This window comes from Micromonospora sp. WMMC415 (genome assembly GCF_009707425.1).
Classification (GTDB): Bacteria; Actinomycetota; Actinomycetes; order Mycobacteriales; family Micromonosporaceae; genus Micromonospora.
Genome location: NZ_CP046104.1, coordinates 4,853,341 through 4,873,742, shown reverse-complemented (window position 1 = coordinate 4,873,742; position 20,402 = coordinate 4,853,341). Strand labels below are relative to the sequence as shown.

Below are 20,402 nucleotides of genomic sequence, written 5' to 3'. Positions count from 1 at the left end.
CTGTGACCACGGTCACCGAACCGGACGTCGCGCCAGAACTGCGGAGGATGTGGCGATGGCCGGGCAAGCGCTCCTGTCGGCTCGCGGGCTGACCCGCGACTTCCGGGGTTTCCGGGCGGTCGACGGTGTCGACCTCGACGTGGCACCGGACAGCGTGCACGCGCTGGTCGGCCCGAACGGCGCCGGTAAGACGACCCTGTTCAACCTGCTCACCGGGTTCCTCGCGCCCAGCGGCGGGCGGATCGAGCTGGACGGCCGGGACATCACCGGGCTGGCCCCGGAGCAGGTCGCCCGCCTCGGCGTGGCGCGCTCGTTCCAGATCACCAGCCTCTTCCCGCAGCTGTCCGCACGCGAGCACGTCGAGCTGGCGTTGCAGAGCCGGAGCGGGCTGGGCTGGCGGTTCTGGCGATCGGCGAAGCTCATGCGGCGCTACACCGACCGGGCCGCCGAACTGCTGGACATGGTCGGGCTCGCCGACCTGGCCGAGGCGCCCGCCGAGGCCCTGGCGTACGGGCGCAAGCGGGCGCTGGAGCTCGCGATCGCCCTCGCCCTCGACCCGAAGGTGCTGCTGCTGGACGAGCCGACCGCCGGCATGGGCCTGGAGGACGTCGATCGCACCGTCGACCTGATCGGCCGGGTCCGGCAGGGCCGGACCGTCGTCATGGTCGAGCACAACATGAGCGTCGTCGGGCGGCTGGCCGACACCGTCACCGTCCTTCAGGCCGGGAAGGTCCTGGTCGAGGGCCCGTACGAGCAGGTCCGCACCGACGAGCGCGTGATCACCGCCTACCTGGGAGCCGCTGATGCTGCGCATTGAGAACCTGTCCGCCTGGTACGGCGAGGCGCAGGTGCTGCGGGAGGTCGGCCTGGAGGTGCAGGCCGGCGAGGTGGTGACGCTGGTCGGCCGCAACGGCGCCGGCAAGTCCACGTTGCTGCGCTGCGTGATGGGCCTGCACGGCGGTCAACGGGGGACCGTCGAGCTGGACGGGAAGGACGTCGGCAGGCTGCCGGCGTACAAGCGGGCGCGGCTCGGGCTGGGCTGGGTGCCGGACGACCGGGGCAGCTACGCCACGCTGACGGTGACGGAGAACCTGACGCTGCCGCCGACGGTGGGGCCCGACCCGTGGTCGTTGGAGCGGGTGTACGAGGCGTTCCCGGCCCTGTACGAGCGGCGCGACTCGGCCGCCACCATGCTCTCCGGTGGCGAGCAGCAGATGCTGGCGCTGGCCCGGGTGCTGCGGATGGGCGCCCGGCTGCTGCTCTGCGACGAACCGACCGAGGGGCTCTCGCCGCTGCTCGTGCAGCAGGTCGGCGACCTCCTGCGCGAGGCCAAGAAGCACGGCGTGACCGTGCTGCTGGTCGAGCAGAACCTGCACTTCGCCACCGGCGTCGCCGACCGGCACTACCTGCTGGCCGAGGGGCGCATCGCGGAGGCGATGGACAACTCCGAGGTGCGGTCGCGGGAACGCGAACTGCTGTCGTACCTCGGCATCTGATTTCTCTACCGACGACCGACCCCGCGCGCCGCGCGGACGAAAGGGATGAGCATGCGTAGGACGGTGGGTGTGGCCGCCGCGTCGGCGGCCGCGATGATGGTGGTCGCCGGCTGCGGCGGCGGTGGTCCCCAGTCGGGCGGCGACGAGAAGCTGACCGGGGGCAAGATCGTGCTGGGCGTGCTCAACGACCAGTCCGGCGCGTACTCGGAGCTGTCCGGCAAGAACTCGGTCAAGGCCGTGGAGATGGCCATCGCCGACTTCAAGGCCAAGCACGGCGACAAGGCGGTCGCGAAGGACATCACCGTGGAGACCGCCGACCACCAGAACAAGCCGGACGTGGCCAACAGCAAGGCCCAGGAGATGTACGACCGGCAGGGCGCCGACATCATCCTCGACGTGCCCACCTCGTCGGCGGCGCTGCGGGTGGCCGACGTGGCCAAGGCGAAGAAGAAGCTCTACTTCAACATCGGCGCGGCGACCACCGACCTGACCGGCAAGAGCTGCAACAAGTACACGTTCCACTACGCGTACGACACGTACATGCTGGCCAACGGCACCGGGAAGACCACGACCGAGCAGGTCGGCAAGAACTGGTACATCCTCTACCCGAACTACGCCTTCGGCCAGGACATGGAGAAGAGCTTCTCCACGGCGATCACCGCCGCCGGCGGCAAGGTCGTCGGCAAGGACGGCGCGCCGTTCCCGAACACCAGCGGCGACTTCTCCACCTTCCTGCTCAAGGCGCCGACGCTGAACCCGAAGCCGGACGTGCTCGGCACCATGCAGGCCGGCGCGGAGCTGGTCAACGTGGTCAAGCAGTACAACGAGTTCAAGCTCCGGGACAAGGGCGTCGGGCTGGCCGTCGGGCTGATGTTCATCACCGACATCCACTCGCTCACCCCGGCGGCGCTGGCCGGCACCACGTACACCGACGCCTGGTACTGGAACTTCGACCAGCAGAACCGCGAGTTCGCCGACCGGTTCCAGAAGGAGACCGGCACCCGGCCGTCGTTCGCGCACGCGGCCAACTACTCCGCCGCCATGCAGTACCTGGAGGCCGTGCAGGCCGCCGGCACCGACGACGCCGACACGGTGGTCAAGGAGCTGGAGGGCAAGGAGGTCAACGACGTCTTCCTGCGCAACGGCAAGATCCGCGCCGAGGACCACCGGGTGATCCACGACGCGTACCTGGCCCAGGTGAAGCCGCAGTCCGAGGTCACCGAGCCGTGGGACTACGTGAAGATCCTGAAGACCATCCCGGCCGCGGAGGCGTTCCGCACCCCGTCCCCGGACTGCAAGCTGTGACCGGTTTTCTCCAGAACGCGTTCAACGGGTTGGTGAGCGGGGCGTTCTACGCCCTGCTCGCCCTCGGGCTCGCGGTCATCTTCGGCATGCTCCGGGTGGTCAACTTCGCCCACGGCGCGTTCTACATGCTCGGCGCGTTCGGCGCTTACGTGCTGCTGAGCGAGGCGGGCGTGCCGTTCTGGGCGGCGCTGGTGATCATGCCGCTGGGGCTCGCGCTGCTCGGCATGGCCCTCGAACGGGCCTTCATCCACCGGCTCACCCGGCTCGACCCGCTCTACAACTTCCTGCTCACCTTCGGCCTCACGCTGATCCTCCAGGACCTGGTGAAGCTCCGGTACGGCGTGCAGTCCAGCCCGTACGAGACCCCGTCCGCGTTGAGCGGGTCGGTCGACTTCGGGCTCTTCGACTTCCCGACGTACCGGGTGTTCATCCTCGGGTTCGCCGTGGCGGTCTGCGTCGGCGTGTGGTGGGCGCTGACCCGTACCCGGGTCGGCATGGTGGTCCGCGCGTCGACCGAGCGGCCGGAGCTGACCCGCGCGTTCGGCATCAACGTCGGGCGCTGGGTCACCCCGGTGTTCGGCTTCGGGATCGGGCTCGCCGGGCTGGCCGGCGTGCTGGCCGCGCCGATGCGGGCGGTCAACCCGCTGATGGGCGCGGACCTCATCATCGTGGTCTTCGCCGTGGTGGTGATCGGTGGGCTGGGCTCGATCTTCGGCTCGGTCGCCGCCGGCTTCGGCATCGGCCTGGTGCAGGCGTGGGGTGAGGCGTACCTGTCCGCCTTCCCGATCGTGTCCCAGACGATCGTCTTCATCGTGATGGCCGCCGTGCTGCTCTGGCGTCCGGCCGGGCTGTTCGGCCGTGAGGAGGCACCGGCATGACGAGCACCGTGGACACCAAGGCGGACGCCTCCCGTCCGGCCGTACCGTCCGGGCTGGTCACCGTCGCCCGCGCTCCCGGCTGGGTCCGGTACGCGCTGCTCGCGGTGGCCCTGGTGGTAGCGCTCTGGCTGCCCAACGGTCTCTACCCGGCGGTCGCGGTGGACATCCTCTGCTGGGCGCTGTTCGCCGTCGCGGTGGACCTGCTGCTCGGCTTCACCGGGCTGATGTCCTTCGGGCACGCCGCGTTCTGGGGGGCGTCGGCGTACGTGACCGGCCTGGTGGCGATCCACGCCGGCCTGCCGTTCCCGGTGGCCGTGCTCGCCGGGGCGCTCGCCGCCGCGGTCCTCGCCGTGCCGATCGGGTACCTGGCGGTCAAGCGCACCGGCATCTACTTCGCCATGGTCACCCTGGCGTTCGCCCAGATGGTCTACTACGTCGCCAACGAGTGGCGTTCGGTGACCCAGGGCGAGAACGGCCTGCAGGGCGTGCCGCGGGAACTGTTCGGGCTGGACCTGTCCGACGACTACTACTTCTACTACGCGATCCTGCCGATCGTGCTGCTCGGCCTGGCGGGCGCCTGGCGGGTCGTGCACTCGCCGTTCGGTCGGGTGCTGGTCGGCATCCGGGACAACCCGGCCCGGGCCCGCGCGCTCGGCTATCCGGTGCACCGCTACAAGCTGACCGTGTTCGTGCTCTCCGGCTTCATCGCCGGCCTCGGCGGCGGCCTGTTCGCCGTCGGCCACCGCTTCGTGTCGCTGGAGGTCCTGCATTGGACTACCTCCGGCAAGGCGGTGATCGTGGTGGTGCTCGGCGGCATCGGCACCCTCTGGGGCGGTGTGCTCGGGGCGGGCATCGTGGTCCGCCTGGAGGACTGGCTGTCGTTCTCCGGGTTCGAGGCGATCGGGCTGGTGACCGGCGGCATCTTCGTCCTCGTCGTGCTGCTGTTCCGGCGCGGCATCTGGGGCACCGCGTCGGCGCTGGCCCTGCGCTGGTGGACATCCCGCCGCAAGTGAATCCCGCGTAGGGCGCATCCGGACCGCGCCCTCCCGACGAACCCCCGGGTAGCAACCGTCTACCCGGGGGTATGTCTGGTGTTGACCGCTCCGATGCCGGCCGAGGCGGTGGAGATCGCACGCAAGCGCCTCGCGTCTGCCGCCGAGGACCTGGCGGGCAACCGCGTCGCCGCGCTCGTCACCGACCTGGCGCAGGAGTGGGGTGTCGCGGCGCTGTGGGAGCAGGTCTGCGTGCCGATGCTCGCCGCGCTTCCCGGCCACACCGGCGGCGAGATCGCCGTCGAACACGCCCTGTCCGAGGGGGTACGGGTAGGCCTCGACGTGTTCCGCCGCGACCGTGTCCGGCCGCTCTCCGCCGGCGGCGTGCTGCTGGCCGGCGCCGAGCAGGAGGCCCACTGCCTGGGCCTGCACGCGCTCGCCGCCGCCCTGCGGGAACGGGACCACGGCCCGCTGCTGCTCGGCGCGGCCCTGCCCTGGTCCGCTCTCTCTGGCGCCGTGCGCCGGGCCCGCCCGCGCACCGTCGTGGTCTGGTCGCAGACGCCGGTCACCGGCCGCGCGTACCGGCTGGTGCGCTTCGCCCGGGACTTTCCCTCGGTGGCGGTGTACGGCGCCGGACCCGGCTGGATCGAGCCGCGCACCGCCCCGGCGACCCGCCTCGGCTCCCTCCCCGCCGCGGTCGCCGCCTGTCTCGCGACGGGCGCGCGTCGGTGACCGCCGTCACAATAGAAACGGACCGGTTCCGTATCGTTAATCCGGCGCCTAGGCTGAGCCCAGTTACGAGTCTGACCCGTATCGAAAACGGGAGCCGGGGGAGCCGCAGATGCCACCACACGAGAACACCGGACACCCGAGGAGGTGGGCGATCCTCGGCGTGCTGGTGATCAGCCTGCTCGTGGTCGTCCTCGACAACACCATCCTGAACGTCGCACTGCGTACGCTCGCCGACCCGGTGCACGGGCTCGGCGCCACCCAGGGCGAGCTGGAATGGTCGATCAACTCCTACACGCTCGTCTTCGCCGGGCTGCTCTTCACCTTCGGCGTGCTCGGCGACCGCGCCGGCCGGCGGCGCTTCCTGCTGATCGGGCTGGTGCTCTTCGGGCTCGCGTCGCTGCTGTCGGCGTACGCGCAGAGCCCGGCCCAGCTGATCGCGGCCCGCGCCCTGATGGGGGTCGGCGGCGCGGCCATCATGCCGGTGACCCTCTCGATCATCTCCAACGTCTTCGACCCCCGGGAGCGGGGCCGGGCCATCGGCGTGTGGGCCGGGGCGGTCGGCCTGGCGGTGGCGATCGGGCCGGTCCTCGGCGGCGCGCTGCTGGAGCACTACTGGTGGGGTTCGGTCTTCCTGATCAACGTGCCCGTGGTGGCGCTCGGCGTGGTCCTGGTGGCGCTGCTGGTGCCCGAGTCCCGGGACCCGAGACCGGGGCGCGTCGACGTGCTCGGCGTGCTGCTCTCGGTGGTCGGCCTGGTCGCCCTGACCTACGGCATCATCGACGGCGGTGAGCACGGCTTCGACCGCCCGCTGGTCTGGACCGCCATCCTCGCCGGCCTGGCGGTGCTGGCCTGGTTCGTCGCGTACGAGCGGCGCAGTGACCACCCCTCGCTGGACGTCCGCCTGTTCCGCGTGCCGCGCTTCGCCGCGCCGGTCGCGGTGGTCGGGCTGGTCTTCTTCGCCGCGATGGGCGTCATGTTCTTCAGTTCCTTCTACCTGCAACTGGTCCGCGGCTACAGCCCGCTGGAGACCGGCCTGCTCTTCCTGCCCTTCGCGGCGGCCCAGCTGTTCTTCGCCCCGCGCAGCGCGGCGATGGTCCACCGCTACGGCGGCAAGGCCGTCTCGGCGGTGGGGCTGGCGCTGACCGTGCTGGCGCTGGGTGCCTTCGCGTTCGTCGACGAGACCACCCCGATCTGGGTGGTGCTGGTCTTCTTCTTCCTCCAGGGCACCGGAATGGCGAACATCATGCCGCCGGCCACCGAGTCGATCATGTCGGCGCTGCCTCGGGAGAAGGCCGGAGTCGGCTCCGCCGTGAGCAACACCGTCCGCCAGGTGGCGGGCGCGCTCGGCGTGGCGGTGCTCGGTTCGGTCCTCTCCGCGGCCTACCGGGCCGACGTCGCCACCGCCCTCGGGGACCTTCCCGACGGTGCGCGGGACGCGGCCGGTGAGTCGATCTCCGGGGCGTACGCCGCGGCCGGCCAGCTCGGTCCGGCGGCGCCGCAGCTGATCGCGGTGGCCAACGACGCCTTCGTCTCGGCCATGCACTGGGCGGCGGCGCTCGCCGCGGTGGTCGCCGCGGTCGGCATCCTGGTGGTGCTGCGCTGGATGCCCGGCCGCACGGAGACGCCCGCGGTGCTGCCGGCCGGCGAACCCGAGTTGGCCGGGGCGGCCTAGGTTCGGGGAGAATGTCCGCCATGACCTCCACCGCCGATGCTCCGCGGTCGCCCGGGCGACCGCGGAGCGTCCGCGCGGACGAGGCGATCATCGACGCCACGCTGGACCTGCTCGCCGAAGGCAACACGATCGAGGCGATCTCCGTCGAGGCCATCGCGGCCCGGGCCGGGGTCGGCAAGGCCACGATCTATCGCCGCTGGCCGGGCAAGGAGGCGCTGCTGCGCGACGCGCTGCGGACGCTCAAGGGCGGTCAGCCCGAGCTCTCCGGCCGTTCGGTCCGCGAGGACCTGATACTGCTGCTCGGCGCGGTCGGGCACAACGTCGACCCCCGAGCCGCGCGGATCATGCCCTGCCTGGTTCCCGCGGTGAACCGGAGCCCGGAGCAGTACGAGCTCTACCAGAACATCATCGAGCCGCGCCGGGCGCTGATGCGGGAGGTGCTGCGCCGCGGAACGCACACCGGGGAGCTGCGCGCCGACCTCGACATCGAGGTCACCCTGGCGATGCTCACCGGGCCGATGCTGGTCCAGCGGTTGTTGCGCTGGCACCCGGACCTCGACGAGGCGACCCTGCCGGAAAAGGTCGTCGACGGTGTCCTGGAGGGCATCCGCGCCCGCTGACCGGCGCGGCCGCCGTCGTCAGCCGGCCGGGTGGCGCAGGCGGTGCAGCCGCAGCGCGAGCTGGACCTCCAGGGCGCGCTCCGGCCGCTGCCAGTCCGCGCCGAGCAGCTGGCCCACCCGCTCCAGGCGCTGGGTGACGGTGTTGACGTGCACGTGCAGCTGCTCGGCCGCCCGGGCCAGGCTGCCGCCCACCCCGAAGTACGCCTCCAGCGTCTTGACCAGCGCGGTGCCCCGGCGGGCGTCGTAGTCGACCACCGCACCCACCGTGGCGTCCAGGAACCGGGCCACGTCCTTGTCACCGCCGTCGCCGACCGCGCCCAGCAGCAGCCCGACGAAGCCCAGCTCCTCGGTGCTGGCGCCCTGCCCGGCCCGGCCGAGCGCACCCAGGGCGGTCAGGCAGCGGGCGGCCTCCTGGAAACTGCCGGCCAGCGAGGCCGGGCCGGTGGACGGGCCGCTCGCCCCGGCGGTCACCGGCCGCCCGGTCACCCGGGACAGGTCGCGCGCCACCGCGCGGGCGGCGCCGCCCGCGTCCTTGCCGGGCAGCATCAGCACCACCCGCCCGTCGCGCGCCGCCGCCAGACCACCCCGGGTGGACGCGTACGTGGTGGCCCAGGAGAGCACCCGCTGCCGGGCCGAGCCGGTCGCGGCGATCGCGTCGTCGCCGACCGCCACCAGCACGTGCGGGGCGTCCAGGTCCACGCCGAGGCGGCGCGCCCGGCTGCGCAGGGCGTCGGTGTCCCGCAGCGGGCGGGCGATCAGGTCGTCGAGCAGCTCGCCCCGGACCCGTCCCTCCGCCTCGGCGACCGTCCGCCGGAACAGCAGCAGCAGCGCGGTCACCAGGGACGCCCGCTCCAGGATCCGCTGGTCGGCGTCGACCAGCTCGCCGTCCGGACGTAGCACCAGCGCGCCCAGGTTCTCCGCGCCGGCGACCACCGCCGCGTACCAGAGGGGACCACGTCGGACGCTGCGCCCCTCCGTACGCGACGCCGCCACCGCCTCCACCATGTCGGCCCGGTCCGGCTCTTCGATCTCACCCACCCGGGCCAGCAGCCGGCCCTCGGCGTCCAGCGCGAGCAGGGCGCCGCCGAGGACCTCCGTGACGGCGGCGGCCACGTCCTCGACGCCGCCGCCGCGCAGCACGAGGGCGGTCATCCGGTCGTGCGCGGCCGCCGCCCGCTCCACCGAGGTGCTGTGTGCGCGGATGGTGGTGTTGGCCGCCGAGAGCTCCTCCAGCGCGGAGCGGGTCTCGGCGAGCAGCCGGGCCGTGTCGATCGCGACCGCGGCGTGCGCGGCGAGGGAGACCAGGAGAGCGACCTCCTCCCGGGCGAACGGCCGGGCCGAGCGGTTGGCCGCGTAGAGCACGCCGATCGAGGTCGATCCGAGCCGCAGCGGCACCCCGAGGATCGCCACCAGGCCCTCCTCGCCCACCCCGGCGTCGATCTCCCCGGTGTGGTGGAACCGCTCGTCCTCGGGGTAGTTCGCGGTGGCGTACGGGGTGCCGCTCTGGGCCACCAGCCCGCCCAGGCCGGCCCCCATCGGCAGCCGCAGCCGCTGGAACCGCGCCGAGATCGAGCCGTCGGTGACCCGCATGTACGTGTCGCCGTGCTCCTCGTCGTTGAGCGTCATGTACGCCACGTCGGTGCCGAGCAGGATCCGGGCCCGGTGCACGATCGCCCGCAGCACGTCGTCCAGGTCCCGCAGCCCCGCCAGGTCGCTGGCCGTGTCGTACAGGCCGGAGAGCTCAATCTCCCGGCGGCGCCGGCGCTCCAGCAGCGCGCGTACCCGCAGCGCCACCGTCTTCGCCTGCTCCAGCTCCGCCAGCCGGTCGGCGGGCAGGCCGGCGGCGCGCGCGGCGACCAGCGGGCCCTCGAACTCGACCGCGGCCGCCTCCCGCGCGAGCAGCTCCAGGAACTCCACCGGCGACGACATGAGCGACATTGTGCGCGAGGCCACTAGTTGGCCGTCCAGCCCCCGTCGAGGGCGATCGACGCGCCGGTGATGAAGGCCGCCGGTGGGGAGCACAGGTACGCGACCAGCTCGGCGACCTCCTCCGGCTCGATCAGCCGCTTGATCGCCGCCCGGGCCAGCATGATCCGCTCGACGACCTCGGCCTCCGGGATGCCGTGGGTGGCCGCCTGGTCGGCGATCTGGCTCTCCACCAGCGCCGTACGCACGTACGCGGGATTGATGCAGTTGGCGGTGACGCCGTGCGGGGCGCCCTCCAGCGCGACCACCTTCGACAGGCCCTCCAGGGCGTGCTTCGCCGACACGTACGCCGCCTTGTACGGCGAGGCGCGCAGCCCGTGCACGGAGGAGATGTTGACGACCCGGCCCCAGCCCTTGGCGTACATGTGCGGCAGCGCCCGCCGGATGATCAGGAACGGCGCCTCCACCATCACTCGGTGCAGGTACTCGAAGCGTTCGACGGAGAACTCCTGCACCGGCGCGACGTGCTGGAGGCCGGCGTTGTTCACGACGATGTCGATGTCGGCGTCGAGCCGCTCCACCGCCACCGGGTCGGCCAGGTCGATGCCCTCGGCGCGCCCGCCGGCCTCGGCGGCGACCGACTTGGCCGCCTCCACGTTGCGGTCCACCACCAGGACCTTGGCACCGGCCGCGCCGAGCCGAAGGGCACACGCCCGCCCGATGCCACTGCCGCCCCCGGTCACCAGGGCGGTACGACCTGCGAGGTCGACGTGTACGACGTGGGGGACCGCCACGGGTTCTGCCGTCATGGCGCAAGAAACTACGAGCTGTGTGGCCGGGCGCACATGGCGCGGCGACACATACTCGACCCGGACTGTGTGTGGTCGGGCGCGACATCCCGCGTGCTGGCCTGTCCACCACGCTGTCGTCGCGGCGGCACCCCGCCCCGGTCCATGATCGCTGCGCGTCCGGCCGGATGTCGCAGGGTGGTGGGAGGCTCGCCGCGTCGGTGTGCGGGGCGGCGGACGGGGGCGGTGGTGGAGCGAGTCGACGAGACCTTCGAGGCGACGCTGGTGCGGTGGTCGGGCGCCGGCGGGTGGGTGTTCGCCCCGGTGCCGTCGCGGCACGCGCCCGGCACGGCGGGGCCGTTCGGGCGGGTCCCGGTGACCGCCACCGTCGACGGCCGCACCTGGTCGACGAGCGTCTGGCGGGATCGGAAGGCCGGCTGGCTGCTCCCGGTGCCCGCCCGGATCCGGGCCGGCAAGGACGACGGCGACCCGGTGACGGTGACGATCGAGGTCGACCCGACCCGCCGCTGACGTCCGCCCTGTCCGGGCGGGGGCGCGGCGTGTCCCGTGGCGCGGTGCGGCGGCGGCATCGGTAGGGTGTCGAACACACGTACTGCTGGCGGTCGGGGAGGAGGCGGCGTGCGCGTGCTCGGCATCGACCCGGGCCTGACCCGCTGCGGGGTCGGCGTGGTCGAGGGCGTGCCCGGGCGGCCCTGCACGCTGGTCGCCTACTACGTCGTCTACACCGACCCGGCCGACGATCTGCCGGTGCGGCTGCTGCACCTGGACCGGTCGCTCACCGACCTGGTCGCCGAGCACCGGCCGGACAGCGTCGCCGTCGAGCGCGTGTTCAGCCAGCACAACGTCCGCACGGTGATGGGCACCGCGCAGGCCAGCGGGATCGCGGTCCTCGCCGGGGCGCGGGCCGGGCTGCCGGTGCAGACGTACACGCCGAGCGAGGTGAAGGCGGCGGTGACGGGTTCCGGTCAGGCCGACAAGGCCCAGATGACCGCCATGGTGACCCGGCTGCTGCGGCTGCCCGAGCCGCCCCGCCCGGCCGACGCCGCCGACGCCCTCGCGCTGGCCATCTGTCACGTGTGGCGCGGCGGCACCCGCTCGAAGCTGGCCGCCGCGGCCGACCGGGTACGACGAGGAGGAGCCCGATGATCGCCAGCGTCCGGGGCGTGGTGACCGCGACCGGTCCCGACCACGCCGTGATCGAGGTGGGCGGGGTGGGCCTGGCGGTGCAGTGCGCCCCGGGCACCATCGCCGAGCTGCGGGTCGGCCAGCCGGCCCGGCTCGCCACCAGCCTGGTCGTCCGCGAGGATTCGCTGACCCTCTACGGCTTCGCCGACGACGACGCGAAGACCCTGTTCGAGCTCCTCCAGACCGCGAGCGGGGTCGGCCCCCGGCTCGCCCAGGCGGTGCTCGCCGTGCACACGCCGGACGCGGTCCGCAAGGCCATCGCCAACGCCGACACCGCCGCGCTGACCCGCGTGCCGGGCATCGGCAAGAAGGGCGCCGAGCGGCTGGTCCTGGAGCTGCGCGACCGGGTCGGCCCGGTCCCGGTGGGCGTCGACGGGGTGGCCGGCGTCACCACCGGCGCCTGGCCCGAGCAGGTCCGGCAGGCGCTCGTCGGTCTCGGGTGGACGGCCGGTCAGGCCGACCAGGCGGTCGCGGCGGTGGCGGAGACGCTCGACGGGGACGTGCCGCCGGTGCCGGTCCTGCTCAAGCAGGCCATCCGACTGCTGGGCCGCACCCGGTGAGCGGGGACAATCTGGTCTCGGCGTACGTCAGCGACGCGGAACGGGACGCGGAGGCCAGCGTCCGGCCGAAGCGGCTGGCCGACTTCATCGCCCAGGACCGGGTCCGCGACCAGCTCGACCTGCTGCTCCAGGGCGCGATGCGGCGCGGCAGCCCGCCGGACCACATCCTCCTCTCGGGGCCGCCCGGCTTGGGTAAGACCAGCCTCGCCAACATCGTCGCCGCCGAGCTGGGCACCGGCATCCGGGTGACCAGCGGCCCGGCGATCGAGCGCTCCGGCGACCTGGCCGCGATCCTGACCAGCCTCGCCGAGGGCGACGTGCTGTTCATCGACGAGATCCACCGGATCGCCCGCCCGGCGGAGGAGCTGCTCTACTCCGCGATGGAGGACTTCCGGGTCGACGTCGTGGTCGGCAAGGGGCCCGGCGCGACCGCCATCCCGCTGGACGTGGAACCGTTCACGCTGGTCGGCGCGACCACCCGGTCCGGCCTGCTCACCGGCCCGATGCGGGACCGGTTCGGCTTCGTCGCGCACCTGGACTTCTACGCCCCGGCGGACCTGGAGGCGTTGCTGCACCGCTCGGCGCGGATCCTCGGCGTGCCGATCACCGACGACGGCGCCGCCGAGATCGCCGGCCGGTCGCGGGGCACCCCGCGGATCGCCAACCGGCTGCTGCGCCGGGTCCGGGACTTCGCCGAGGTCCGGGCCGAGGGCGTGGTCACCCTGGAGACCGCCCGGGCGGCCCTGACCGTGTACGACGTGGACGCGCTCGGGCTCGACCGGCTGGACCGGGCGGTGCTCACCGCGCTGGTCGACTCGTTCCGGGGTGGCCCGGTGGGGCTGTCGACTCTCGCCGTCGCGGTGGGGGAGCAGCCGGACACGGTGGAGGAGGTGTGCGAGCCGTTCCTGGTGCGGGCCGGCCTGCTCGCCCGGACGCCCCGCGGCCGGGTCGCCACCGAGGCCGCCTGGCGGCACCTGGGGCGTACGCCGCCAAATGGTATATTCGGCACGGATGCCCCTCCCGTGCCCGATCTGTTCTCCGTGGAGCCCGAACAGCCGTGATGCGAACGTGATCTGCACCGCATTCGGCGTTCCCAGGCGCAGGGATTAGACTTCGCCGCGGTCTGTACAGGACGTGAGAATCCGCCTCCGCTCCGGCGCCCCTCGTGCCGGCGGAGGCCAATGGGAAGGTCTACCACCGTGCTTTACGCACAATCGGCCGGCGGCGCCGGCGGCTTCACGCCCATCCTCATGATCGCCCTGCTGTTCGGCGTCATGTACTTCATGATGATCCGTCCGCAGCAGAAGCGGCGCCGCGAAGCTGAGGCCATGCAGTCCTCGCTCGGCCCGGGCGACGAGGTCGTCACCATCGGCGGCCTCTACGGCACCGTCACCGCCGTCGAGGACGACAGCGTCCTGCTCGAGGTCGCCCCCGGCGTGCAGACCCGCTACGCCCGCCCCGCGATCGCGCGGGTCGTCACCAAGGCGGAGAGTCCGGCCGAGTCGGCCGCCGACGACGCGGACGTCGTCAAGGAGTGACCCGTCGCCCGCCCCGGTGAGCACCGGGGCGGCGCTCGCGACGTGACAAGTGGATAGTCGGGTCGGCGCGCGGCGCCGGTACGCCCGGGGCCGGCGCGTGCTGCCGCAACCCGTGTGCCGGTCGCCCGTACCGGCCCGGGCAGCTCGTCGGCCGGGAGGGCCGGCCGACACCCGCCGCCCGCAGCGGCGGCGTGACCCAACAGGGAGACAGGACAGCCGTGGCACCACCTCAGGGACAGATGCGCCCCGGACGGCAGCTGGCCGTGCTCGGGTTCATCTTCGTCGTCCTCTACCTTCTGGTGTTCTTCGGGGCCGGCGCCAGCGGCAGCTGGAAGGACCGGCTCGAGCCGAAGCTCGGCCTGGACCTCGTCGGCGGCACCCGGCTCACGCTCGAGGCGACGAACACGGCCAACGGGCAGCCGCCGACCGCGGAGAACCTCGAGGAGGCCCGGCAGATCATCGAGAGCCGGGTCAACGCGTTCGGTGTCGCCGAGGCCGAGGTGGTCACCGAGGGCGACCGGAACATCGTGATCTCCCTGCCCGGTGAGAACCGGGACCTGACCGAGGTCGGCAGCGCGGCCGAGCTGCGCTTCCGCAAGGTGCTCAAGGTCGCCGACGGCAGCGGTGCGGCCGCCGCCCCGGCTCCCAGCCCGACCGCCACCCCCTCCGGCACCGCCTCGCCCGCCCCCACGGGCAGCGCCACGCCGACCCCGTCGTCCAGCGTGAAGGCGACCCCGTCGCCGAGCGGCGGCCAGGGCGGCGGTGCCCCGGCGCCGAGTGCCAGCGCCACCCCGTCGGCGACCGCGTCGGCCACCCCGAGCGCCGCCGCGCCGTCGCCGAGCGGCAGCGCCGCGCCCGTCCCGGCGAGCGTCGAGGAGCAGCGCAAGGCGGTCGAGAAGAAGGTCGGTGCGGCCGCCTGGGCCGCCGCCAGCGGCCTGCAGGCTCCGGCCGACCTGAGCGCCGACCCGTCGCTGGCGGAGAAGCTCAAGCCGTTCGCGTCGCTGACCCCGCGCGAGGTCGCGGTGCTGCCGGCGCAGATGCAGTTCAACGTCCCGCAGATCACCTGTGCTCAGCTCGACGCCCGCCCGCCGGCGTCGATCTCGCCGCCGGACCAGCAGGTCGTCGCCTGCGAGGACGGTGCCGTCAAGTACCTGCTCGACGAGGCCAAGGTGCTCGGCACCGACGTGGACGACGCCAACGCGGTGCTCGACCAGACCAACCAGTGGGTGGTCAGCCTCGACTTCACCGGCCCCGGCCAGGAGAAGTGGACGAACCTGACCCGCGAGTCCTTCAACAACGAGGGCCAGGCCTGCGACGCCTCCGCGCTCGGTGACAGCGGCAAGTGCCGGGTGGCGGTCGTGCTCGACAACGACGTGGTCTCCTCGCCCGAGATCCAGGGTGTGCTGACCGGCAACTCCCAGATCACCGGCAACTTCACCCAGCGGGACGCGAGCGACCTGGCCAGCACGCTGCGCTACGGCGCGCTGCCGGTGACCTTCGAGGCCGCCGAGCAGCAGAACGTCACCGCCACGCTGGGCGCCAGCCACCTGCGGGCCGGTCTGCTCGCGGCCGGCATCGGCATGCTGCTGGTCATCATCTACTCGTTCTTCTACTACCGGCTGCTCGGCTCGGTCATCTTCCTGAGCCTGGTGCTGTCGGCGCTGCTGGTCTTCGGCGCGCTGGTGGTGCTCGGCCGGCAGATCGGGTTCACCCTCACCCTCGCCGGCATCGCCGGCATGATCGTCTCACTCGGTGTGGCGGCGGACTCGTTCGTCATCTACTTCGAGCGCCTCAAGGACGAGATCCGGGAGGGGCGCAGCCCACGCAGCGCGGTGTCGCGGGCGTGGATCCGGGCCCGCCGGACGATCATCTCGGCCAACGCGATCACCCTCATGTCGGCGGTGGTGCTCTACATCGTCTCGGTGGGCGCGGTGAAGGGCTTCGCCTTCGCGCTCGGCCTCGCCACGGTGCTCGACCTGGTGGTGGTGTTCCTCTTCCGGCACCCGATCATGACGATGTTCGCCCGTACCCGGGCGTTCCTGTCCCCACGGGTCAGCGGTCTCGGCCGGGCGCTCCCGGCGCGGAGCGCCGAGCCGGCCAAGCCGCGCAACCCGCGCGCGAAGGAGGCCTGAGATGGCTCGTGAAGGTCTCGCAAGCCGCCTCTACCGTGGTGAGGCCGGGCTCAACATCATCGGGCGGCGCAAGCTGTGGTTCGGCGTCGCCGCGGCCCTGATCCTCATCTCGGTGCTGAGCTTCGGGCTGCTCCGGTTCGACCTGGGTATCGAGTTCGCCGGCGGCAACTCGTTCCAGATCCCGGCCAGCGTCGGCACCCTGGAGCAGGCCGAGGAGAAGGTCGACGCGGCGCTCGCCGCCGAGGGCGGCGGTGCCGAGGTGGTCACCGCCCAGGAGGTGGGCGGCACCGGCACCACCGTCTACGAGATGCGCACCTCGCAGCTCTCGCCGGAGCAGGCGACGGCCGTCACCGCGGAGCTGGCCGCCGAGTTCGGCATCCCGACCGGCGACATCAGCTACACGCAGGTCAGCGAGGCGTGGGGCAGCCAGGTCACCCAGCGCGCGCTGCTCGGTCTGGTGATCTTCGTGGCGCTGGTGATGGTGTACCTGATCCTGCGCTTCGAGTGGCGGATGGCGGTCGCCGCCGTCTCCTCCCTGGTCATGAACCTGATCCTCACCGCCGGCATCTACTCGCTGGTCGGCTTCGAGGTCACCCCGTCGACCGTGATCGGCTTCCTCACGATCCTGGGCTTCGCGCTCTACGACGTCGTGGTGGTCTTCGACAAGGTCCAGGAGAACACCCGGGGCATCACCGCGAACAACAACCAGACGTACGGCGAGGCGGCCAACCTGGCGATCAACCAGAGCCTGATGCGGTCGCTGAACACGTCCATCGTGGCCCTGCTCCCGGTCGGTGGCCTGCTCTTCATCGGTGCCGGTCTGCTCGGCGCGGGCACCCTGAAGGACCTCGGCCTGGTGCTGTTCGTCGGTATGGCGGTGGCATTCTTCTCCTCGATCACGCTGGCCACCCCGCTGCTCGTGCTGCTGAAGAACATGGAGCCGCGGATCCAGGCGCACAACAAGCGCGTCCTGGCCCGCCGGGCGGCGATCGAGCGCGGCGAGGTCACCCCGAAGGGCGCACCCCGGTCGGTGGAGAGCACCGAGGCGGCGGCCGACCCGGAGGCGGCGGCGATGGCCGGCGCCGCACCGAAGGTGGGCGCGCGTCCGGCGGGCAAGCGGCCGTCCGGCGCCCGGGGCGGTCGTCCCGCCGGCGGCGGTGGCAACCGTCCGGGTGGCAAGCGGCGCTGACCCGGCGCAGACCGGTCCGACGGCGTCCTTCATGCTGTGCGAGCAGCAGGGAGGACGCCGTCGTCGTCGAAGGGAACGGAAACTGCCGTGACGGAGACCCACAGCACCGGGGTACGGGGAGACAGCGGCCGGGAGGTCGCCCAGCTGGTGGCCAGCCGGGTGCTCGACGTGCCCGAGTTCCCGAAGCCGGGCGTCGTGTTCAAGGACCTGATGCCGCTCTTCGCCGACGGTGACGTGTTCCGGGAGGTGATCGACGGGATCATCCGCCACCACGGGCGGGACTCGTTCGACGCGGTGGTCGGGATCGAGGCGCGCGGGTTCGTGATCGCGGCGGCCATCGCGTACGCGGCCGGCGTCGGCGTGGTGCCGGTGCGTAAGGCGGGCAAGCTGCCCCGCCCCGCGTACTCGGCCTCCTACGAACTGGAGTACGGCGAGGCCACCCTGGAGGTCCACCAGGACGCGTTCACCGCCGGGCACCGGGTGCTGGTGGTCGACGACGTGCTCGCCACCGGCGGCACCGCCGAGGCCACCCTCGACCTGGTCGAGCGGGCCGGCGGCACGGTTGCCGGTTTCACGGTGCTGCTGGAACTGGGCTTCCTCGGTGGCCGGCAGCGGCTCGCCCCGCGTCCGGTCCATGCCCTGTTGACCGTTTGAGCACCACAGCCGTCGGACGGACCCGGGGCGGTCCGTCCGGCGGAGCGGCGGGGCACCGTGCGTGCGGGTAGCATTGCCCTTTGCTGACCGGACGGGTGACCGTCCGGTGGGCGCCGGCCCGGAGCCGGCGGGGAACAAGACCGGCCCGGCGGCCGGTTGAACGCGACGTCGGCCGCACGGCCGGCGCATTTCCGGCGAGCGGTGAGGAGGCCGGTGTCCCACGATGTCGCCCCTCCGGTGGAGGGCACGGTGCACCCGACAGGCGACGGCTCGGTGACCGACCGGAACGGTGACGCCCGGGTGACCGGCCCCGGCGACGCCCCCGGCGCGACGGACGCCATCCGCCCCGGCGCGACCGCCGGGAGCGAGGGGGTCGTCGTCCCGATCCGGGGCGCCTCGCCCGACACCTCCCCGAGCGGTGGGTTCGCCCTGTCCAACGCGCCCACCGGGCGGCGGGTCCGGGCGCGCCTGGCCCGGTTCAACGCCCCTTGGCAGTCCTCGCAGGTCAGCGAGGTGCTGGAGCCGCTGATCGCCACCCACCGGGAAAACCACCCGAAGGCCGACGCGCGGCTGCTCCAGCGCGCCTTCGACACGGCCGCCCGATGGCACTCCGGCCAGTACCGCAAGTCCGGTGACCCGTACATCACCCATCCCCTCGCGGTGGCGACGATCCTCGCCAACCTGGGGATGGACAGCACGACCCTGGTGGCGGCGCTGCTGCACGACACCATCGAGGACACGGAGTACACGCTCGACCAGATGCGCGCCGACTTCGGCGGCGAGGTGGCGCTGCTGGTCGACGGCGTCACGAAGCTCGACAAGGTCAAGCTGGGCGACGCGGCCAAGGCGGAGACGATCCGCAAGATGGTCGTCGCCATGGCCAAGGACCCGCGCGTCCTGGTGATCAAGCTCGCCGACCGGCTGCACAACATGCGGACCCTGACCTTCCTGCCCCGTCCCAAGCAGGAGCAGAAGGCCAAGGAGACGCTGGAGATCCTCGCCCCGCTGGCCCACCGCCTCGGTATGAACACGATCAAGTGGGAGCTGGAGGACCTAGCGTTCGGCACCCTGTTCCCCAAGCGGTACGAGGAGATCAACCGCCTGATCGGGGAGCACCAGCCGCAGCGGGAGGCGCTGCTGCGCCAGGTCACCCAGAAGGTGGGCACCGACCTGAAGGCCGCCAAGATCAAGGCGGAGGTCACCGGCCGGCCGAAGCACCTCTACTCGATCTACCAGAAGATGATCGTGCGGGGTCGCGACTTCAACGACATCTACGACCTGGTCGGTGTGCGGATCCTGGTCGACACGGTGCGGGACTGCTACGCGGCGCTGGGCGTGATCCACGCCAACTGGCAGCCGGTGCCGGGCCGGTTCAAGGACTACATCGCCATGCCCAAGTTCAACATGTACCAGTCGTTGCACACGACGGTCATCGGGCCGACCGGCAAGCCGGTGGAGATGCAGATCCGCACGTACGCGATGCACCGCACCGCCGAGTTCGGCATCGCCGCGCACTGGAAGTACAAGGAGCACAAGGGCACGCAGATCGTCGGGCCGCCGGCGCACATCGACGAGATGACGTGGCTGCGGCAGCTGCTGGACTGGCAGCGGGAGGCGGCCGACCCGAGCGAGTTCCTCGACGCGCTGCGCTTCGACCTGTCCAGCCAGGAGGTGTACGTCTTCACCCCGAAGGGTGACGTCATCCCGCTGCCGACCGGGTCGACGCCGGTGGACTTCGCGTACGCGGTGCACACCGAGGTCGGGCACAAGTGCATCGGCGCCCGGGTCAACGGCAAGCTGGTGCCCCTCGAATCGACGCTGTCCAACGGCGACGTGATCGAGATCTTCACCTCGAAGTCCGACACCGCCGGCCCGACCCAGGACTGGCTGGGCTTCGTCAAGAGCCCGCGGGCGCGGACGAAGATCCGCCAGTACTTCAACAAGGAGCGGCGCGAGGAGGCGATCGAGGCCGGCAAGGACGCGATCGTCAAGGCGATGCGCAAGCAGGGCATGCCCCTGCAGCGGATGCTCACCTCGGACGCGCTGATGGCGATCGCCCGGGACCTGCACCTGGCCGACGTGGCCTCCCTGTACGCCGCGGTCGGCGACAGCCAGGTCTCCGCCCAGTCCGTGGTGCAGAGGCTGATGGCCACGTACGGCGGCGAGGAGGGCGCGGCGGAGGACATCGCCGAGACCGCCGTCGCCACCCGGCCGCCGCGCAGCCGGCAGAGCAGTGCCGACCCGGGTGTGGTGGTCCGCGGGGTCAGCGACGTGTGGATCAAGCTGGCCCGCTGCTGCACCCCGGTGCCGCCGGACACGGTCTTCGGCTTCGTCACCCGCTCCGGCGGGGTGAGCGTGCACCGGGACGACTGCGCCAACGCCGAGGACCTGCGGGCGCAGAGCGAGCGGGTCGTCGAGGTGAGCTGGAAACTCACCAGCGCCTCGACGTTCCTGGTGGCCATCCAGGTGGAGGCGCTCGACCGGCACAAGCTCCTGGCCGACGTGACGCGGGTGCTCTCCGACGAGCGGGTCAACATCCTCTCCGCCACCGTCACCACCACCCGGGACCGGGTGGCGGTGAGCCGGTTCAGCTTCGAGATGGCCGACCCGAAGCACCTGGGCCACCTGCTGGCCGCCGTCCGCAAGGTCGACGGCGTCTTCGACGCGTACCGGGTGACCTCCGGCGCCTGACACGCAGGCGCCCGCCGGTCCGA

The 20,402-nt window shown here is 72.4% G+C and carries 19 protein-coding genes; 17 read left to right on the top strand and 2 right to left on the bottom strand.

From position 1 onward, the window contains the following. Positions 1 to 55: 55 nt before the first annotated feature. From GKC29_RS23010 to GKC29_RS22975, 8 genes are all read left to right on the top strand, one after another. Entirely contained in the window at positions 56 to 817 is a 762-nt protein-coding gene (locus tag GKC29_RS23010) for an ABC transporter ATP-binding protein (protein WP_155332793.1), read from the top strand. Then, positions 804 to 1,496, top strand: coding sequence for an ABC transporter ATP-binding protein (locus tag GKC29_RS23005; protein ID WP_155332792.1), 693 nt, complete (start codon positions 804 to 806; stop codon positions 1,494 to 1,496). The genes GKC29_RS23010 and GKC29_RS23005 overlap by 14 nt, the downstream gene beginning before the upstream one ends. 45 nt (positions 1,497 to 1,541) lie before the next feature. Further along, a complete protein-coding gene (locus GKC29_RS23000) occupies positions 1,542 to 2,801 on the top strand; it encodes an ABC transporter substrate-binding protein (RefSeq protein WP_155332791.1) in 1,260 nt (419 codons plus the stop codon). Next, positions 2,798 to 3,679: a branched-chain amino acid ABC transporter permease gene (locus GKC29_RS22995; protein WP_155332790.1), complete on the top strand. Its 882-nt coding sequence runs from the start codon at positions 2,798 to 2,800 to the stop codon at positions 3,677 to 3,679. The genes GKC29_RS23000 and GKC29_RS22995 overlap by 4 nt, the downstream gene beginning before the upstream one ends. After that, positions 3,676 to 4,692, top strand: a complete 1,017-nt coding sequence (locus GKC29_RS22990; protein WP_155332789.1) for a branched-chain amino acid ABC transporter permease — start codon at positions 3,676 to 3,678, stop codon at positions 4,690 to 4,692. The genes GKC29_RS22995 and GKC29_RS22990 overlap by 4 nt, the downstream gene beginning before the upstream one ends. A gap of 78 nt (positions 4,693 to 4,770) precedes the next feature. Next, positions 4,771 to 5,403: a transcriptional regulator gene (locus tag GKC29_RS22985; protein WP_230688779.1), complete on the top strand. Its 633-nt coding sequence runs from the start codon at positions 4,771 to 4,773 to the stop codon at positions 5,401 to 5,403. A gap of 109 nt (positions 5,404 to 5,512) precedes the next feature. Continuing rightward, complete coding sequence (locus tag GKC29_RS22980) at positions 5,513 to 7,075, top strand: MFS transporter (RefSeq protein ID WP_155332788.1); 1,563 nt, start codon at positions 5,513 to 5,515, stop codon at positions 7,073 to 7,075. Between the two features lie 11 nt (positions 7,076 to 7,086). Then, positions 7,087 to 7,695 (top strand): TetR/AcrR family transcriptional regulator, encoded by a 609-nt coding sequence (locus GKC29_RS22975; RefSeq protein WP_155332787.1) that lies wholly within the window; start codon positions 7,087 to 7,089, stop codon positions 7,693 to 7,695. A gap of 18 nt (positions 7,696 to 7,713) precedes the next feature. On the opposite strand, the gene GKC29_RS22970 is transcribed toward GKC29_RS22975, so the two are convergent. Next, complete coding sequence (locus GKC29_RS22970) at positions 7,714 to 9,633, bottom strand: helix-turn-helix domain-containing protein (protein ID WP_155332786.1); 1,920 nt, start codon at positions 9,631 to 9,633, stop codon at positions 7,714 to 7,716. Positions 9,634 to 9,647: 14 nt separating this feature from the next. Continuing rightward, positions 9,648 to 10,430: a 3-hydroxybutyrate dehydrogenase gene (locus GKC29_RS22965; RefSeq protein WP_155332785.1), complete on the bottom strand. Its 783-nt coding sequence runs from the start codon at positions 10,428 to 10,430 to the stop codon at positions 9,648 to 9,650. A 225-nt stretch (positions 10,431 to 10,655) separates the two neighbouring features. On the opposite strand from GKC29_RS22965, the gene GKC29_RS29660 reads away from it, so the two are divergent. From GKC29_RS29660 to GKC29_RS22920, 9 genes are all read left to right on the top strand, one after another. Beyond that, the gene (locus tag GKC29_RS29660) at positions 10,656 to 10,940 is read left to right on the top strand and encodes a DUF1905 domain-containing protein (protein WP_196255692.1); all 285 of its coding nucleotides are present in this window, start codon (positions 10,656 to 10,658) and stop codon (positions 10,938 to 10,940) included. 108 nt (positions 10,941 to 11,048) lie between these two features. Then, entirely contained in the window at positions 11,049 to 11,576 is a 528-nt protein-coding gene (gene ruvC, locus GKC29_RS22955; protein ID WP_155332783.1) for a crossover junction endodeoxyribonuclease RuvC, read from the top strand. Beyond that, a complete protein-coding gene (gene ruvA, locus GKC29_RS22950) occupies positions 11,573 to 12,175 on the top strand; it encodes a Holliday junction branch migration protein RuvA (RefSeq protein WP_155332782.1) in 603 nt (200 codons plus the stop codon). Before ruvC ends, ruvA begins: the two co-directional genes overlap by 4 nt. Then, entirely contained in the window at positions 12,172 to 13,236 is a 1,065-nt protein-coding gene (gene ruvB / locus GKC29_RS22945) for a Holliday junction branch migration DNA helicase RuvB (protein ID WP_155332781.1), read from the top strand. The genes ruvA and ruvB overlap by 4 nt, the downstream gene beginning before the upstream one ends. Before the next feature lie 138 nt (positions 13,237 to 13,374). Next, positions 13,375 to 13,713 (top strand): preprotein translocase subunit YajC, encoded by a 339-nt coding sequence (yajC, locus tag GKC29_RS22940; RefSeq protein ID WP_155332780.1) that lies wholly within the window; start codon positions 13,375 to 13,377, stop codon positions 13,711 to 13,713. A 218-nt stretch (positions 13,714 to 13,931) separates the two neighbouring features. After that, the gene (gene secD, locus GKC29_RS22935; RefSeq protein ID WP_155332779.1) at positions 13,932 to 15,845 is read left to right on the top strand and encodes a protein translocase subunit SecD; all 1,914 of its coding nucleotides are present in this window, start codon (positions 13,932 to 13,934) and stop codon (positions 15,843 to 15,845) included. A gap of 1 nt (position 15,846) precedes the next feature. Next, positions 15,847 to 17,034: a protein translocase subunit SecF gene (secF, locus tag GKC29_RS22930; protein WP_155332778.1), complete on the top strand. Its 1,188-nt coding sequence runs from the start codon at positions 15,847 to 15,849 to the stop codon at positions 17,032 to 17,034. Positions 17,035 to 17,121: 87 nt separating this feature from the next. Then, positions 17,122 to 17,688 (top strand): adenine phosphoribosyltransferase, encoded by a 567-nt coding sequence (locus tag GKC29_RS22925; RefSeq protein WP_155332777.1) that lies wholly within the window; start codon positions 17,122 to 17,124, stop codon positions 17,686 to 17,688. A 237-nt stretch (positions 17,689 to 17,925) separates the two neighbouring features. Next, entirely contained in the window at positions 17,926 to 20,379 is a 2,454-nt protein-coding gene (locus tag GKC29_RS22920) for a bifunctional (p)ppGpp synthetase/guanosine-3',5'-bis(diphosphate) 3'-pyrophosphohydrolase (RefSeq protein WP_196255945.1), read from the top strand. The last annotated feature ends 23 nt before the right edge of the window (positions 20,380 to 20,402 follow it).